The sequence below is a fragment of the Microbacterium sp. NIBRBAC000506063 genome (assembly GCF_017968845.1).
Taxonomy (GTDB): Bacteria; Actinomycetota; Actinomycetes; order Actinomycetales; family Microbacteriaceae; genus Microbacterium.
The window spans coordinates 2,015,984-2,031,308 of record NZ_CP072876.1; the positions used below are offsets into that span (position 1 = coordinate 2,015,984).

The following is a 15,325-nucleotide window of genomic DNA, read 5'->3' on the forward strand; positions in this document are numbered from 1 at the left end:
CCGCCCATGGCGGCCGTGGCGCGACAGGCGCCGGGGTGCCGGCTGACTGCGGGATGTGCGGCGACGGACCATGCCTGAAGTCTAGGCGCTGCCGCGTGCCCTGCCCGCTTCGCCGCGGGCGGTGCCTAGGCTGAGTGCGTGGAAGAGAGACTGTGCTCCAAGATCGCCTGCGCGCGCGAGGCGGTCGCCACGCTCACCTACGACTACGCCGATCAGATGGCCGCACTCGGCCCCTCGGCGCCGCCCGGGATCCGCACGCGCACGACCTGTGCGCCCAGCACGCCGATCGCCTCTCGGTTCCCGCCGGCTGGCTCGTCGTGCGGCACGAGAGCCTGCGCGTCTGACTCCTCCCGGCGGGATGGGAGAATGGGGGAATGCTCAAGACCCTCGACCACCGCATCGCCGACATCACGCTCGCAGAGGCCGGCCGTCACCAACTCCGTCTCGCCGAGAACGAGATGCCGGGCCTCATGGCGCTCCGTGAGGAGTTCGGCCCCTCGCAGCCGCTGAAGGGCGCGCGCATCGCCGGCTCGCTGCACATGACGGTGCAGACCGCGGTGCTCATCGAGACGATCGTGGCGCTCGGCGCCGAGGTGCGCTGGGCGAGCTGCAACATCTTCTCCACGCAGGACGAGGCGGCCGCGGCCGTCGTCGTCGGACCGGAGGGCACCGTCGATGCCCCGCCGGCGTCCCGGTCTTCGCCTGGAAGGGCGAGACGCTCGAGGAGTACTGGGCCTGCACCGAGGCGATCTTCGACTGGTCGGCCACCGGCCATGACGGGCCCAACATGATCCTCGACGACGGCGGCGACGCCACGCTCCTCGTGCACAAGGGCGTCGAGTTCGAGAAGGCCGGCGCCGTGCCGGAGGCGACGGATGCCGACAGCGACGAGTACCGCGTCATCCTGGGCGTCCTCCGCCGCTCGCTCGCGGCCGACAGCACCCGCTGGACCCGCCTGGCCGAGGGGCTCATCGGCGTCACGGAGGAGACGACCACGGGCGTGCACCGCCTGTACGAGCTCGCCGCATCCGGAGACCTGCTCTTCCCGCCATCAACGTCAACGACTCGGTCACCAAGAGCAAGTTCGACAACAAGTACGGCATCCGCCACTCCCTGCCCGACGGCCTCAACCGCGCCACCGACGTGCTCATGGGCGGCAAGGTCGCCTTCGTCTGCGGCTACGGCGATGTCGGCAAGGGCGCGGCCGAGGCGCTGCGGGGCCAGGGCGCGCGAGTGATCGTCAGCGAGATCGACCCGATCTGCGCGCTGCAGGCCGCGATGGACGGCTACCAGGTCGCCCGGCTCGCGGATGTCGCCGGCGACGTCGACATCGTCGTGACCGGCACCGGCAACAAGGACGTCGTCACGGCCGAGAACCTCCTCGCACTCAAGCACCTCGCGATCGTCGCGAACGTCGGGCACTTCGACAACGAGATCGACATGGCGGGGCTCGCCGCGATCGCCGGCGCCGAGGCGGTCGAGATCAAGCCGCAGGTGCACGAGTGGCGCCTGCCGAACGGCCGCAGTGTGCTCGTGCTCAGCGAGGGCCGTCTGATGAACCTCGGCAACGCCACCGGTCACCCCTCCTTCGTGATGAGCGCCTCGTTCACGAACCAGGTGCTCGCCCAGATCGAGCTGTTCACGAAGACCGCCGACTATCCGACCGGCGTCTACACGCTGCCCAAGGCCCTCGACGAGAAGGTCGCGCGGCTGCACCTCGACGCCCTCGGCGTGCAGCTGACCGAACTCACCCCCGAGCAGGCCGACTACATCGGTGTGCCCGTCGACGGTCCCTACAAGCTCGAGCACTACCGGTACTGAGGCGGGGCGTCAGCCGGCGAGCGGAACCACCTCGACGCGTCCCTCGGCGCCCGCCACGACGAGCACGCGGCGGGCCTCGACGCCCTCGAGCGCAGCCGTGATCGTCTCGGCGGAGGCGGGTTCTGCGGCATCCGACCTCGTCCACACCACGACCGAGGCGCCGGTCGCCTCGCGGATCGCCTGCGCGACCGGCTGCGCGTCGCCGGCGGCGACGAGCACGACCTGATCGAACGCGCGAGCGGGAGCGGCGGATGCCGGGGCCGCCGCCCGATCGCGTCGCCAGATCGCGAAGTGGTAGCCGGCCACGAGCGCCGTCGCCACGAGCAGCCCCAGGGGCGCCCGGACGCGTTCGACGACACCGCCGGAGGAGTCGAGCACGAGCTCGAAGATGCGGAAGCCGATCACCAGCAGCGTGCTGAGCGCGACGACGGCGCTCGCGCCGAAGACCGCGACCAGATAGACCCGGCGGGCAGGGCCGCCCGCGCCCTCCTCGACGCGGAGAGGACGCCACGCCCAGACCCAGACGATCGCCCCGACGATGAGCGCGGCGAGCCCGCCGAACAGCAGGCTGAGCGCATCCGACCCCGCCAGAGGTGTGACGGTCGCCGCGAGGAGTGCATTGAGGACCACGCCGATGCCCGAGGCGAGCGCGATGAGCCCGAGTCCGGCTTCGACCAGCCCGGCGGCCGCACGCGTGCGCTCACCCCGCTCGAGGACGATGCGGCGATGATAGAGCCACACGATCGCGCCGATGACCGCCGCCGCGATCGCGAGAGCGAGGTCGCCGAGCAGGTCGCGGGAGGAGGCGCTCGGGTCGAAGGCCCCGCGCAGGCCGGTGTGCAGCAGCGAGATCACGCCGCCGAGCATCGCCCCCGCGGCGGCGAGGATGCCGGTCAGGACCAGGGCGACGTCGGCGAATCCGCCGCGGAAGCGCCGCGCGCCGTCGCGGAACCAGTGCCACCACCACAGCAGGATGCCGCCGGCGCACCAGATCAGCGACTGCAGCACCGACTGCCACCAGGGGTCGCCCAGCGGGAGCCCGGTCTCCGAGAGGAGGGCGGTGTCGAGCAGCCCCTGGAGAGTGCGTCCGGCCGAGAACGCGGCGACGCCGAGCCCATAGGCGGCGCCGAGCACGACGGGCAGGGTCGCCAGGCGCGTCGGCCCCTTGTCCCGGTGCCGCAGCATCGCGTGGTGCCCGAGCCAGACCGCGAACCAGACGATCGCGCTCGCGCACTCCCACGGCTGCCAGTCACCGCGCACGAGAGCCGCGAGGGTCGACAGCGCGCCCACGGTGAAGACGACGAGCGAGGTGACGTACATCGCGGCGATGTAGAGGCCCCAGGCGACGGAGCCGCGGTCCGCATCGTCGAGGCGCCGCCACACCAGCCACCACAGCAGCAGCGCCAGAGGACCGCCGATGAGCGCGTACGCCAACGCCAGCGCCAGGCCGTAGGTGCCCTCATCGAAGAGCGGATCGACGTCGAGGAGACGACCGAGGAGGCTGCTCACGCCGTTGGCGGCGATGGCGACGAGGGTGAACAGGATCGCGTAGACGATCCAGCGCCGGACGACTCCGGAGACGGCGGTTCCGGGCAGCTGCTGACTCATTCCCACACCCTTTCGCAGATCGTGAACTCCCAGGGCGTCTCGGTGATCCGCCACGCGTCCCCGTCGCGCTTCAGGGCGAAGCGGTCGTCGGACTGGTATTCAGAGGGGCCGAACAGGCCGCTCCCGCCGGAGTGCACGATGATCACGTCGACGGTGGCGGTGTCGCCGCGTTCGACGGTGCGCCGGAGCGTCACGCGCACGTCGCCCGGCTGATAGCCCTCGAGCGTGTCGCACTTCTCGGTGAGCTCCGGATGCAGGTACTGCTCGGCGCCGGCCATATCGCCGTCGATGACCGCCTGGACGTAGCGTTGCACGACGCCCTCCGGCGACGACTCGTCCAGCGGCGCGGCGCCGCCGCGGGTGAGCACGACGACGAGGGCGACCACGACGATCACGACGACAGTGCCGATCGCGATGAACAGGGGGAGTCGCGAGGCGCGCGGCGCAGCCTCCGCAGGAGTATTCATAGCCACATCATCCTCCCGGAAGCCCTCTGAGGCCAGGAACGGATGCGACGGCGCGTCACAGCGGGCGGCCGATGAGCTTCGCCACGCGCTCGTCGGCCAGGTCGAGCGAGCGATGCTCCCGCTCGCGCCGCAGGATCGTCATCGCGATGAGGATCTGCTCGGGCGGCGCCGGCGGTTGCGGAGCGACATACTCGCGGGTCTCGGCGACGAGGTCGGCCGCCACGCGGGCGCGGGCCTCGGGGGTGAGGCGATCGGCGTTCTGCAGGAACTGGGCGACCCGGCGCGCCAGACGGTCGGGGAGCCGGGCGACGTCGGCGAGCCTCGCCCATTCGAGCAGGCCGCCGGGCATGACCGGGGTGTGCTCCACAAGCTGGGGTGGGCGCACGCGCTGGCTGTAGGTGCCGGCGACCATGTCGCCCAGACGCTGCGAGCGGGAGGAGAAGGCGCCGGCGATGACGGCGATCGCCCCCAGCGTGAGGTAGATCTCCAACACCCCACGAGTGCGCGGATGAACGCGTGCCGGAATCCCGCCGTGCCGCCGTCCAGGCGCACGATCCGCCCGCCGACGGCGAGCTTGCCGAGGCTGCGGCCGCGCAGGGCGACCTCCATGCCGCAGGGGAGCATGACGAAGGCGATCACGAAGGCGAGGACGCTGAGGATGCGCTGCGTCGCATCGGTGAGCAGGCCGAGCTCGCCCAGCCAGATCATCAGCCAGATCATGAAGATCAGCACCGCGAACGAGACGACCATGTCGATGAGCGCGCCAAGAACCCGGAAGAAGAAGCCCACGGGCTGCACGTCGATCGCGACCGCCTCGCCGGAGAGGACTTCATCGGTGCTGGCGGTGCTCACAGACATAGGTACAGTAAATCAGGTGGATGCCGACGCCCTGACCGACGCGCGACGGGCCGAGTGGGCCCGCCTGGACGAACTCAGCCGTGCTCGCCTGGACGGCGAGGGCGTCGACGAGCTCATCGCCCGGTACCGTGCGGCATCCGCCGATCTCGCCGAACTCAAGACCTCGGTCGGCGAGTCGCCGCAGGGCGCCTATGTCTCCACGATCCTCGCGGCCGCGCGGCTGCGCCTGACCGGCGCATCCGACTCGGTGCTCACCCAGGTGAGGCGTTTCTTCGTCCGCCAGCTGCCCGCCGCCCTCTACCGGGTGCGCTGGGAGACGCTCGTGATCGCGATCGCCTTCCTCGCGGTGGCGGTCGGGGTCGCCTTCTGGGTCTCGCGCGACCCGGCGCTGGTCGCGACGCTCGGCCCGCCTGGCCTCCTCGAGCAGTACGCCGAGGAGGACTTCGTCAGCTACTACACCGAGAATCCGGCGGCGGAGTTCGCGGGCATGGTGTGGACCAACAATGCCTGGATCGCCATGCAGTGCGTGCTCTTCGGCGTCACCGGCATCTGGCCGCTGTACGTGCTCGTCCAGAACGCCATGGGGATCGGCATCGCCGGTGCGGTCATGGCCGCCCACGACCGGGTCGACGTCATGATCCTCTACCTCCTGCCGCACGGGCTCCTGGAGCTCACCTGCATCTTCGTCGCGGCGGCGGCAGGGCTGCGCATCTTCTGGGCGTGGGTCGCGCCGGGCCACCGCACGCGAGGGGCGGCGCTCGCCGAGGAGGGGCGGGCGCTGGGCACCGTCGCGATCGGCCTCGTCTTCGCCCTCCTGCTGGCCGGCCTCGTCGAGGGCTTCGTGACCGGCTGGTCGCTGCCCTGGCCGATCAAGATCGGCATCGGCGTCGCTGCCCTCGCCGTCTTCCTCGTCTACATGCTCCTGCTCGGCAGGCGCGCCTACCGTGAGGGCGAGACCGGCGACCTGACGGAGTACGAAGCGGGCACCCCGCGGCTCGTCGCGGGCTGACCCCCGCGAGCGAGGGACGTGCGGCATCCTGTCGCCCGACGTCGAGAGCGTCGGATGCCGTCGGGAACGTGGGCTGTCGACGTCCGGAGCGAACGTTCTCGACGACACCTCACGCTCCCGGCGCGCGCCGCATCGGCATTCGCCCCACGCGCGAAGCGGGCGCCCCCGGCAGGAGAGCCGAGGACGCCCGCTTCAGAGAACGGCTACTTCTTCTCGGAGTCGAAGAGCGCCTTGTAAGTGATGCCGGCGATGAGCGCGCCGACGACCGGGAACACCAGGAACACCCACAGCTGCGAGAGCGGTCCGATGCCGCCGTAGACCGCCGCGGCGATCGAGCGGGCCGGGTTCACCGAGGTGTTCGACACCGGGATGCTGATGAGGTGGATCAGCGTCAGGGTGAGACCGATCGCGAGGCCCGCAAAGGGGGTGCCGCGCTTGGAGTGCGTCGTCCCGAGGATGACGTACAGGAAGATCGCCGTGAGGATCACCTCGATCACGATCACCGACCCGAGGCCGAACCCGCCGGGCGAGTGGTCGCCGTAGCCGTTGCTGGCGAAGCCGGCGTCCTGCGCTCCCTTGAGCCAGCCGTCCGGACCGAAAAGCCCGATCAGCACGAGGGCGCTGGAGGCGATGACACCACCGACGATCTGCGCGATGATGTACGGTCCGACATCCTTCCACGGGAGGCGTCCGGCCGCGGCCGCACCGACGGTCACGGCGGGATTGAAGTGCCCGCCGGAGACCGGACCGAAGGCATAGGCGCCGACGACCACGGTGAGACCGAAGGCCAGGGCGACCGCGACGTAGACGCCGGATGCCGCTCCGGCCTCGGTGTACAGGTGGGAGGCGAAGAGCGCGGTGCCGACGCCGCCGAAGACGAGCAGGAACGTGCCGAATGCCTCCGCGGTGAGTTTCGCACCGAGAGTCGGGACGCCGGCCTCTGTCGTGCCGTTCGATGGACTCATGTTCATTCCCTTCGTAGGTATCCGCAGCGCAGGCGGAATCACCACACATCATCCCGTTGCGCGCCGGTGGGGGGAAGAGGCGCGCCGGAGAAGATCTCGGGGCACACTCAGGCGCCCGCGGGAGAAGGGCACGAAGAAGGGGTCGGATGCGCTGCATCCGACCCCTTCCGGGAACTCAAGCGATCACTCGCCGACGCCCACCGGCTCCGCCTGGCCGACCGGCAGGCCCACGCGGGCGCGGATCGCCTCGACGAGGGACTGGTCGACCTGACCCCAGTACCAGAAGAAGCGCTCCTGGATCGCGGGGACGGTCAGGGCGTTGTACTGACCGGTGAGGGTCTCGATGAAGCGCTCGCGCTCCTCGTCGGAGAAGACCTCGCGGTACAGGGTGCCCGCCTGGCCGAAGTCGTCGTCCTCGGAGTGCAGCGTCTGGGCGGTGCGGATCAGCTCGCCGTCGGACTCCCAGCTCGCCTCGACGCCACGCGCCGGGTCTGCCTCGGGGCCGCCGGCGGCACCGTAGGAGTTCGGCGTGTAGACGCGGTGCTCGGGTCCGTTGAAGTGGTACTGCATGTTGCCCTCATGCATGTAGTTGTTCACCTCGGCGGCGTGCGGCTGGTTCACCGGCAGCTGGTTGAAGTTCGTGCCGATGCGGTGGCGGTGCGCGTCGTTGTAGGCGAACACGCGGGCCATCAGCATGCGGTCGGGCGAGATGCCGGTGCCGGGGACCTGGTTGCCCGGCGAGAAGGCGGCCTGCTCGATCTCGGCGAAGAAGTTGCGCGGGTTGCGGTTGAGGGTGAAGGTGCCGACCTTGATGCGCGGGTAGTCCGCCTTCGGCCAGACCTTGGTCATGTCGAAGGGGTTGAAGCGGTAGGTCTTGGCGTCCTCGTAGGGCATGACCTGCACGTAGACGTCCCACGAGGGGTGCTCGCCGCGCTCGATCGCCTCGTAGAGGTCGCGACGGTAGTAGTCGGCGTCCTCGCCGGCGATGCGCTCGGCCTCGTCGGCGAACATCGGCTCGACGCCCTGGTTCGACAGGAAGTGGTACTGCACCCAGAAGCGCTCGCCCGCGGCGTTGACCCACTGGTAGGTGTGCGAGCCGTAGCCGTTGACGTGGCGCCAGGAGCGCGAGAGGCCGCGGTCGCCCATGAGGTAGGTGACCTGGTGGGCCGACTCGGGCGAGAGGGTCCAGAAGTCCCACTGCATGTCGGCGTCGCGCAGGCCCGAGCCGCCCAGACGCTTCTGCGAGTGGATGAAGTCGGGGAACTTGATCGCATCGCGCAGGAAGAACACCGGGGTGTTGTTGCCGACGATGTCGAGGTTGCCCTCGGTCGTGTAGAAGCGCAGCGCGAAGCCGCGCACGTCGCGCCAGGTGTCGGGGGAGCCCTGCTCGCCGGCGACCGACGAGAAGCGCAGCAGCGTCTCGCTCTTGGCGCCGGGCTGGAACACGGCCGCGCGAGTGTACTGCGAGACGTCTTCGGTGACGACGAACTCGCCGAAGGCGCCGCCGCCCTTGGCGTGCGGGTTGCGCTCCGGCACGCGCTCGCGGTTGAACGAGGCGAGCTTCTCGACCAGGTACCGGTCGTGGAGGGCGGTGATGCCGTCGGCCCCGACGGTCAGCGAGTGCTCGTCGCTGGCGACCGGCGTACCGGTCTGAGTGGTGGTGGTGGGCTTGTCAGACATTCCCATTCCTTTCGCATTGCTGGCAGATGGCTCGGTAGGTGACGGAGGCTTCGATGACCCGCATGCCGTGATCGTGCGACGGATGCAGGCACGGGGCCGCTCCGACGGCGCAGGGCACGTCTTCGACGCGGCCGCAGGAGACGCACTGGACATGGTGGTGGTTGTCGTCGGCTTCGATCTCGTAGAGGGCGCGGCCGACGTCGGGCAGACTCACGCGGCGGACGATGCCGGCGGCGGTGAGGTCGTTGACGATCCCGTGGACGGTGGGGAGGGCGATGCCGGGGACGCGCTCGCGGAGGCCGGCGTGCAGCGCCTCAGCGGGGGCGTGCGGCTGCCGGGCGAGGGCGTCGAGCACGGCGACGCGCTGCGCCGTGACGCGCAGGCCCGCGCTGCGAAGGCGCTCCTCGTGCGTCACCATGCTCATGCATCGATCATCCCATAATCCTGAATGATTCGCAATAACGATGTGCTCGCTTTAGGTTGCGGCCTCTTTCGGCGGTCTCACTAGATGTGACCTCGCGCAGCATCCGCTCGCAACTTCTGAGACCGGCCGTTTCGGCAGTCTCACTAGTGGTGACTCGCGACGAGTGCAGGCCGCAACAACTGAGACCGCCGAGGAGTGGCGCCGCGGCTACAGCAGACCCGCCGCCTTGAGCTCCAGATAGCGGTCGGCGATGCGCGGGGCAGCAGCTCGGGATCGGCGGAGATCGCCTCGCCGCCGGCGCGGCGGATGGCGTCGGCGACGGTCTCGGCCTCGCGGAGGGTGCGCTCGGCGGCCGCGGCCAGGTAGATGTCCTCCCGGGAGCCGCGCTCGCGCGCCAGGCGCCCGATCGCGTCGTCGGTCACCGACCCCACGAGGAAGGTCGTGGCGCGGGTCGCCGCGGGGAAGGAACCGAGGAAGCTGCGCGCCGTCTCGGGCGAGTCCTGCGCGGTGAGCACCACCACGAGCGACGGCCGCGTCGTCACCGAGCGGATCGCGGTGAACGCCCCCAGCCAGTCGGTGTCGAGAAGTCGCGGGTGCACGGGGCCATGGCATCCGTCATCGCGGGCAGCAGACCCGCGCCGTCGACGCCCGTCACCCGCGCCCGCACCACCCGGTCGTACAGCAGCACATGCACGTGGTCGCCGGCCCGGTTCGCCAGTGCCGCGAGCAGCAGCGCGGCCTCGAAGGAGGCGTCGAGCCGGGTGCCGTCGCCGACTCGCGCCGCAGCTGTCCGCCCGGTGTCGATGAGGATGACCACCTGCCGGTCCCTCTCGGGTCGCCACGTGCGCAGCATCGTCGTGCCGGCGCGGGCCGTGGCCCGCCAATCGATCGAACGCACGTCGTCGCCGCGCACGTACTCGCGCAGCGAGTCGAACTCGGTGCCCTGCCCGCGCACCTGGATCGAGGTGTTGCCGTCGAGCTCGCGCAGCCGCGCGAGCCGTGAGGGCAGGTGCTTGCGCGAGGCGAACGCCGGCAGCACGCGGATCGCTCCGCGCACGTCATGGCGCGCCTGGCGCCCGGCCAGGCCCAGCGGACCGGTGGCCCGCAGCATCATGAACTCGCTCGAGAGCTCGCCGCGCCGCCGCGGCAGCAGCGGGATCTCGGCGCGTCGCCGCTCCCCGGGCGGGACCTCCAGCGCCACGCGCCCTCCGTGAGCGGCTCCCGCCGTCGGCTGCCAGGCGTCGCGCAGGCGCACCCGCAGCATCCGACCGCCGCGGTTGTGCACCGCCACGCTCACCGGTACCGCCTCGCCCAGGCGTGTGCGCGCCGGCAGCCGCCGGGAGACCGTGACGGAGCGGACGGATGCCGCCAGCACCACATCCAGCACGACCAGCAGGACGCACAGCACGAGCCATCCGCCCAGCACCGGCCACGCGGGCACGCCGAGCACACCGAGGGCGACCAGGGGGATGACCCCTGCGCCCACGACGAGTGCGAAACGGCCGGTGAAGAACACTTAGATCGGAACCCTCGTCTGCTGCACGACGGAGGTGAGCACGGCATCGGCCGACACGCCCTCCATCTCTGCGTCGGGGCGCAGCTGCAGGCGGTGCCGCCATACGGGCACGAGCATGGTCTGCACATGATCGGGGGTCACCGCGGTCGAGCCGTTGAGCCAGGCCCAGGCCTTCGCCGCGGCGAGCAGCGCGGTCGAGGCGCGCGGGCTCGCGCCCAGCTGCACCGAGGGAGCCTGCCGGCTCGCCCGTGCGAGGTCGACGACGTAGCCGAGGACGTCGTCGGTGACCTCGACCTTCGCCGCGGCATCCTGCGCCGCCCGGATCTCCTCAGCCGTCACGACCGGCTCGACTCCGGTGAGCCCGCGCGGCGAGAAGCCCTCGGCGTGCAGGCGCAGCACCGACACCTCGGCGTCGCGCTCGGGCATGCCCACCACGAGCTTCATGAGGAAGCGGTCCAGCTGCGCCTCGGGAAGCGAGTAGGTGCCCTCGTGCTCGATCGGGTTCTGCGTGGCCGCGACGAGGAAGGGATCGGGAAGCGGACGGCTGGTGCCGTCGGCGGACACCTGGCGCTCTTCCATGGCCTCCAGGAGGGCGGCCTGCGTCTTGGGGGGCGTGCGGTTGATCTCGTCGGCGAGCAGGATGTTCGTGAACACCGGGCCGTTGCGGAACTCGAACTCGCCCGTGCGCGCGTCGTAGACGAGCGAGCCGGTGACATCGCCCGGCATGAGGTCGGGCGTGAACTGCACGCGCTTGGTGGCCAGGCCCAGGGCCCGGGCGAAGGAGCGCACCACGAGGGTCTTCGCGACCCCGGGCACGCCTTCGAGCAGCACGTGCCCGCGCGCGAGGAGCGAGACGAGCAGGCCCGTCACGGTGCCGGCCTGCCCGATCACCGCCTTGTCGACCTCGAGGCGGACGCGGTGCATCGCCTCGCGGAGGGCGGCGTCGTCAGGAGCAGGGGTGTTCTCGGTGCTCACGGGGTGTTCCTTTCGGTGTGCACGGCGGCCTCGACGGCCCCTCGAGTTCGTCGAGCTGACGGGCGAAGCCGATCAGCTCGGGGTCGGTCTGCGGGAGCGGCCCCCGCAGCAGGTCGTGGAGGGAGGAACGGGGGATGCGCAGCCGGTCGGCGGCGGCGTCGGCGACGTCGGATGCCGGAACCCGCTCGCCGAGGCCGAGCCGCCGTGCGAGGCGGCCCAGCGTGCCGATGCGCAGTGCGTCTGCGGCATGCGCGGCATCCGCCGCCTTCGCCGTCAGCTGCGCCCGCCCGTGCATCGTCTCGGAGGCGCGCACGGTCACCGGCAGCGTCTCCGCCACGAGCGGACCGAAGCGGCGTCCGCGCCAGAGGGCCACCGCGAGCCCGGTCAGGAGCAGCAGCACGATCGCCGGCGTCACCCATTCCGGGGTGAGCGAGGCGAGCGTGTCGGGCTCGGTCCACTCCAGGTCGCTGTCGGCGATCGAGGGGACGTACCAGACGACCTCGCCCCGCTGCCCGAGGAGGGCGAGGGCAAGGGCGGCGTTGCCGTTCTCGGCGAGGTACTCGTTCGTGAACAGCGTCGAGGCATGCACGAGCGCGAGAGTGCGGTCGCCGCGCGTGTCGATCAGCACGGCCGCGTTGCCCTCGGTGTCGGTGAAGCACCCGGTCACGCCGTCGGCGGGGGCGAAGAACCGATCGGGCACGATCTCGCCGACCCGCGCGAACGCCGGCTGGTCGCAGGAGGCGGTCACGGCATCCGACGCTCCCCGGGCGTCCTCGCCCAGGTCGAGCACGCGCAGGATCCTCGCGCTGGCACTGACGATCACCGTGTTGTCGGATGCCGCCACGAGCTCCTCGACCGCCTCATCCGACAGCGCCGGCGGCTGGGCGAACGCGAGCGTCGTGTCGGGGCCGAGCGCGGCCATCGCCTCGACGCGCGACGCCGTGGCGGTGACCTCGACGCCCTGTGCGCGCAGGATCTCGGCGAGAGCCATGGTGCCGCTCGAGCCGCGGCCCTCGGGGTCGAAGGCGGCGTGCGGATCGGGGATCTGCGCCGCGATCCGGATGCCGAGGAGGGCGATGCCCAGCACGAGCAGCGCGATGGCGGCCCAGCCGAGGACATTGCGGCGACGCCCCGGGGCGGGGGAGCGGCCGTCGACGGACTCGCGTCCCGGGCGGGGGCGGTCATGTCGTCACCAGCTCGGGCGTGTGCGTGCGGATCCGCTCGTCGAGGTCGGCGACGAGCCGGTAGCGTTCTTCGGTTCCCGGGTGCGCGAGGTAGCGCACGTCATCGAAGAGGACGGCGGCCTCGGTGAGCGGTGCGGCCTCGTTCGTGAACACCGCGGCGGCCTCGCGCGCGATCGCCTGCGCGGTCGCGCCCGGGGCGGGGTCGATGAGGTCGCGTTCGAGCAGGCCGCGGGCGAGCGCCCGGTAGCGGAGGATCGTGGCCTCCGCCCAGTCGCCGCCGCGGGCGCTGCGCTCGGCGTCGGCCCGCAGCTGTGCGGCGGAGCGATCGTCGCGCGAACCCAGGAGATCGAGTGCGCCGCGGCGCACCGCCCGGGAGCGGCGCGGCACACCCCAGACGAGCAGCGCCGTCACGAGGGCTGCCACGATGATGAGCGCCACGACGACGACCGCCCACGGCCCCAGCTGTCCGCCGCCCTCGGGGGTGAAGAGATCGGCGAGGAACTGCGCGACGTCGCGCGCCCACAGGTCGAACGCCGTCGGCTTCGCATCGGCGTAGATGGGCCGGGAGAGCTCCTCCTCGGCCCAGCGTTGCGCCTCGTCGCCGTCGGGGACGAAGACCGTTCCCGACGCCGTCATCGCGCGTCGGACCCCGGTGCGGTCCAGGTGGGGGTCTCGGGCCCCGGCTCACCGGGAGGAGCCGGGGGCGCGGGGACGGTGGCGACGGGGGCACCGGAGCGGCGTACGGCGGTGCGGGCGGCGGAGGGGCCGTCGCGCCCGCGGGAGGCGGCGGGTACATTCCCCCAGCGGCATACGGCTGCGGAGGGGCGTAGTATCCGGGTGCCGGAGCGGCGGCGTAACCGGGTGCCGGGGCGTAGACGGGCGCCACCGGCGGCGTCTTCGAGACGGCCCGCGACGGGTCGACGGCGAAAGGGTCGCCGAGCTGTTCGGCGCTCGCGCCGTGATCGCGGCGCTCCAGATACGACAGGAGCGTCTGGTCGAGTCCCTCGTACCGCATCCGGCAGTCGATGTAGACGAGCACCGAACCGGTGCACTGGACCACGACGGTCACCGCCTGAAGGACGAGCACGAGGATCTGCGGGAGGATCAGGGCGAAGACCAGGCCGACGGTGGCACTCGCGTCGTTCGCACCGGTCGGCGACACCACCGCTCCCAGCATCCCCGAGAGGAACGCGCCGGGGATGCTGACGACCTGCGCGGCGGCGCCCATGATGACCGAGATCAGGGCGATGACGCCGAAGGCGACCCAGAAGCGGCCGCGGGTCAGCCGCCAGGAGCGCACGAGAGCCTGACCGAAGGTCGCGCGCTCCAGCACGAGCGTCGAGGGGACCAGAAGCAGCTTCGTGCCCAACCAGATCGCGAGCGGGATCGCCGCGAGCCCGGCCAGCACCGCCGCGAGAATCGCGAGTCCGACCAGGTTCGGATCGATCGCGATCAGACCTGCGGCCAGGCCGAAGCCGAGACCGAAGATGACTCCGATCAGCACGAAGCCGAAGAGGATCGAGAGTGCGGCGAAGCCGAACAGCCGCCAGATCGCCGGCCGCATCCGACGCCACAGCTGCCCGAGCGTGGCCTTCTCGCCGACCGCGGCGAAGCCGACGTCGGCGGCGACCACGCCCTGCACGAGCGCGATGAACGCGGTCGAGGCGAGCCCGACGAGGAAGGCGACGACGATGTTCCAGGCGACCGCGCCGGCCAGCAGCGGCTCGAAGTCCGGAGAGGAGGGCGACACCGTCTCCAGGCGGGAGAAGGTCGCGAACAGCGTGAACGCGATCGCCGCCGTCGCGGCGATCATCACGAGCAGCTGCACCACGACGGCGAAGCCGAAGAGGACCTTCGGGTTGTGCCGGAGCGCGGCGAAGGCGCGCCCGAGGATCGTCCCGAAGGTCATCGGGTGCAGGGGAACGATGCCCCGCTTGGGAGCAGGGGTCCAGGTCTGTCCGCTCACAGCTATCCCTCCGGTGATGCGCCTGACCATCGTGTCATACATCCGCCGACTCGCCATGGACGCGGACACAGGCGCGGATCAGACGTGTGAAGTACGCTGGGACGAGCCCGGACCGCGTTCGCGCGTGCCTGGGCCTGCAACATGGAGAGAGAGTCGGACGGGGACCATGACCTCACGCATCCTTGTGGTCGATGACGACACCGCGCTGGCGGAGATGATCGGCATCGTGCTGCGCACGGAAGGCTTCGAGCCGGTCTTCTGCGCGGACGGCGCACTCGCCGTCGACGAGTGGCGCGTGCAGCGCCCCGACCTCGTCCTCCTGGACCTCATGCTCCCGGGCATGGACGGCATCGAGATATGCACGCGCATCCGCGAGGAGTCGGGGGTGCCGATCATCATGCTCACCGCTCGCAGCGACACCGCCGACGTCGTGCGCGGCCTCGAGGTCGGTGCCGACGACTACATCATCAAGCCCTTCAACCCGAAGGAGCTCGTCGCCCGCATCCGGACCCGCCTGCGCCCGGCGCCGCAGTCCAGCGCCGGCGTCCTCCGGGTCGGCGACCTCGTCCTCGATGTCGACGCGCACGAGGTGCGCCGAGGAGACGACGTGATCCCGCTGACGCCGCTGGAGTTCCAGCTCCTGGCGGCGCTGGCCGCCAAGCCGCAGCAGGTCTTCTCGCGCGAGGCCCTCCTGGAGCAGGTGTGGGCTATCACTACAAGGCCGACACGCGCCTGGTGAACGTGCACGTCCAGCGTCTGCGCGCCAAGGTCGAGCTCGACCCCGACAACCCGAAGATCGTGATGACCGTCCGCGGTGTCGGCTACCGCGCCGGGAGCACGAGCTAGGAACCC

13 protein-coding genes and 4 pseudogenes are annotated in these 15,325 nt (G+C 71.2%); 5 read left to right on the plus strand and 12 right to left on the minus strand.

All coding sequences use genetic code 11. From position 1 onward, the window contains the following. The first annotated feature begins 138 nt into the window (after window positions 1-138). Window positions 139-344: pseudogene (locus tag KAE78_RS11410) on the plus strand (DUF3499 family protein). Window positions 345-374: 30 nt separating this feature from the next. Then, window positions 375-1,821 (plus strand): annotated as a pseudogene (gene ahcY, locus KAE78_RS11415) (adenosylhomocysteinase). A 9-nt stretch (window positions 1,822-1,830) separates the two neighbouring features. On the opposite strand, the gene KAE78_RS11420 reads toward ahcY, so the two are convergent. From KAE78_RS11420 to KAE78_RS17815, 4 genes and pseudogenes are all read right to left on the minus strand, one after another. After that, the gene (locus tag KAE78_RS11420) at window positions 1,831-3,429 is read right to left on the minus strand and encodes a DUF5671 domain-containing protein (RefSeq protein ID WP_223170920.1); all 1,599 of its coding nucleotides are present in this window, start codon (window positions 3,427-3,429) and stop codon (window positions 1,831-1,833) included. Beyond that, window positions 3,426-3,896, minus strand: a complete 471-nt coding sequence (locus KAE78_RS11425; RefSeq protein WP_223170921.1) for a nuclear transport factor 2 family protein — start codon at window positions 3,894-3,896, stop codon at window positions 3,426-3,428. Before KAE78_RS11425 ends, KAE78_RS11420 begins: the two co-directional genes overlap by 4 nt. A gap of 55 nt (window positions 3,897-3,951) precedes the next feature. Continuing rightward, on the minus strand, window positions 3,952-4,389 hold the full coding sequence (locus KAE78_RS11430) for a hypothetical protein (RefSeq protein WP_223172523.1): 438 nt from the start codon (window positions 4,387-4,389) through the stop codon (window positions 3,952-3,954). Between the two features lie 53 nt (window positions 4,390-4,442). Then, a pseudogene (locus tag KAE78_RS17815) lies at window positions 4,443-4,754 on the minus strand (RDD family protein); the annotation flags it as partial. Between the two features lie 16 nt (window positions 4,755-4,770). Between KAE78_RS17815 and KAE78_RS11440 the strand changes: the two are divergent. Then, the gene (locus KAE78_RS11440) at window positions 4,771-5,763 is read left to right on the plus strand and encodes a stage II sporulation protein M (protein WP_223172474.1); all 993 of its coding nucleotides are present in this window, start codon (window positions 4,771-4,773) and stop codon (window positions 5,761-5,763) included. A gap of 203 nt (window positions 5,764-5,966) precedes the next feature. On the opposite strand, the gene aqpZ is transcribed toward KAE78_RS11440, so the two are convergent. The 8 genes from aqpZ to KAE78_RS11475 form a co-directional block, all read right to left on the minus strand. After that, window positions 5,967-6,728: an aquaporin Z gene (gene aqpZ, locus KAE78_RS11445; RefSeq protein ID WP_223170922.1), complete on the minus strand. Its 762-nt coding sequence runs from the start codon at window positions 6,726-6,728 to the stop codon at window positions 5,967-5,969. Window positions 6,729-6,911: 183 nt separating this feature from the next. Then, on the minus strand, window positions 6,912-8,408 hold the full coding sequence (locus KAE78_RS11450) for a catalase (protein WP_223170923.1): 1,497 nt from the start codon (window positions 8,406-8,408) through the stop codon (window positions 6,912-6,914). Continuing rightward, window positions 8,401-8,832 (minus strand): Fur family transcriptional regulator, encoded by a 432-nt coding sequence (locus KAE78_RS11455; protein WP_223170924.1) that lies wholly within the window; start codon window positions 8,830-8,832, stop codon window positions 8,401-8,403. Before KAE78_RS11455 ends, KAE78_RS11450 begins: the two co-directional genes overlap by 8 nt. Window positions 8,833-8,975: 143 nt before the next feature. After that, window positions 8,976-9,431, minus strand: coding sequence for a hypothetical protein (locus tag KAE78_RS18820; protein WP_317451770.1), 456 nt, complete (start codon window positions 9,429-9,431; stop codon window positions 8,976-8,978). Continuing rightward, window positions 9,371-10,348 carry a DUF58 domain-containing protein gene (locus tag KAE78_RS11460; RefSeq protein ID WP_317451771.1) on the minus strand — a complete coding sequence of 326 codons (978 nt, stop codon included), beginning with the start codon at window positions 10,346-10,348 and terminating at the stop codon, window positions 9,371-9,373. Before KAE78_RS11460 ends, KAE78_RS18820 begins: the two co-directional genes overlap by 61 nt. Then, window positions 10,349-11,272, minus strand: a complete 924-nt coding sequence (locus KAE78_RS11465; protein WP_223172475.1) for an AAA family ATPase — start codon at window positions 11,270-11,272, stop codon at window positions 10,349-10,351. Window positions 11,273-11,294: 22 nt separating this feature from the next. Beyond that, window positions 11,295-12,410 carry a DUF4350 domain-containing protein gene (locus KAE78_RS11470; RefSeq protein WP_223170925.1) on the minus strand — a complete coding sequence of 372 codons (1,116 nt, stop codon included), beginning with the start codon at window positions 12,408-12,410 and terminating at the stop codon, window positions 11,295-11,297. 94 nt (window positions 12,411-12,504) lie between these two features. Further along, window positions 12,505-13,143 (minus strand): DUF4129 domain-containing protein, encoded by a 639-nt coding sequence (locus tag KAE78_RS11475; protein WP_223170926.1) that lies wholly within the window; start codon window positions 13,141-13,143, stop codon window positions 12,505-12,507. Between the two features lie 322 nt (window positions 13,144-13,465). Between KAE78_RS11475 and KAE78_RS11480 the strand changes: the two genes are divergently transcribed. Together KAE78_RS11480 and mtrA are read left to right on the plus strand one after the other, a co-directional pair. Continuing rightward, on the plus strand, window positions 13,466-14,563 hold the full coding sequence (locus KAE78_RS11480) for a hypothetical protein (RefSeq protein ID WP_223170927.1): 1,098 nt from the start codon (window positions 13,466-13,468) through the stop codon (window positions 14,561-14,563). 76 nt (window positions 14,564-14,639) lie between these two features. Next, window positions 14,640-15,319 (plus strand): annotated as a pseudogene (mtrA, locus tag KAE78_RS11485) (MtrAB system response regulator MtrA). The last annotated feature ends 6 nt before the right edge of the window (window positions 15,320-15,325 follow it).